Here is a 1,108-nt window from a genome sequence, read left to right as displayed (position 1 = left end):
CGCTTCTTCGACTGACTCATGCGAGCTCTCCTAGGGAAACCGAGCCCGTCAATCGTAACTTACCGAAAGTCCCATTTCCGCTGACGCACTACACATGCGTAATCTCGGCCGCTTGGTTAAATAGTGGATGCATCGTTGATACCTTTTGCAAGCAGAGCTGACATAGAAACACTTCTCCGTTGTCTCTGCTTTCTCCTGTTCCATCAACCGTCGCTCGGTCCGAATTTCATCGACTCAGCCTTTGGCTCGCCGTGCGGCTTACTTACTCGCCGTCCTTCTTCGTGTCCTTCCGTAACGCCCCGAAACTCGCACCCTTTCTTTTGAGATTGTTTGCATGTTGTCTGTGGTGGAACGGTTTTTTGGTGGGTCTCGGCGGGGGTGGGACCTGGTGGCTGGGTTGCCTGCCGTGGTCGCTTTGGTTGCGATTTTTGCGGTGACCGCGGTGGCTCACTTTCGCCAAACCTCCGCCGCCCATGCGTACTGGGCTGCCGGCGCCGAGCGGCTTGAGGCGGGGGACGCTGCGGCGGCTCAGCTGCTGCTCCAAAAGGCACTCTCGGTGGAGGTCGATGAACGCGACGAGCCTTCTATGCGGCTGACGCTAGCGCTGGCCTACGAGGAGAACGGCGATCGGCAGCGGGCCGATGCGCTGATGCGGCTGTTGGCACCGGCTGATGCGGTCGGCCTGCCGGAGGCGCATCGGTATATGGCGATCCGGATTGCAAAGGAGGTTGCGGGGATCGGTAGCCGGGGGGGAGAAGGAGGTGGCCACGGAAGGACACGGAAAGGCACGGAAGGGGAAATCGGTAGCCGGGGGCCGGTAGCCGGGGGCCGGAGGAAAGAAAACAGGGGAGCCACAGGAGGTACAGAGACCACGGAGGAGGAGGGAATCGGGGGCCGGGGGCCGGGGGCTGGTGGCTGGGAAGCAAACGGCGTAGCCACAGAGGGCACGGAGGGCATGGAGGAAGACGATGGGGGCCACGGAAGGACACGGAAAGGCACGGAAGGGGAAATCGGCGGCGGCGATCTGGAACAGCAGCCTCTTCTGCTCGGTGTCGGCGAAGACTTGGACCTGCTCCTTCAGCTTGAACATCTTCTGCTTGATGAAGAA

Annotated in this window: 1 pseudogene; it reads left to right on the top strand. The window is 61.1% G+C overall.

The features are described 5' to 3' along the window. Window positions 1-334 precede the first annotated feature (334 nt). Window positions 335-1,108 (top strand): annotated as a pseudogene (locus GNK13_RS17530) (hypothetical protein); the annotation flags it as partial.

The sequence above is a fragment of the Candidatus Laterigemmans baculatus genome (genome assembly GCF_010367455.1).
Taxonomy (GTDB): Bacteria; Planctomycetota; Planctomycetia; order Pirellulales; family Pirellulaceae; genus Laterigemmans; species Laterigemmans baculatus.
This window is presented reverse-complemented; position numbering and strand designations above follow the sequence as displayed.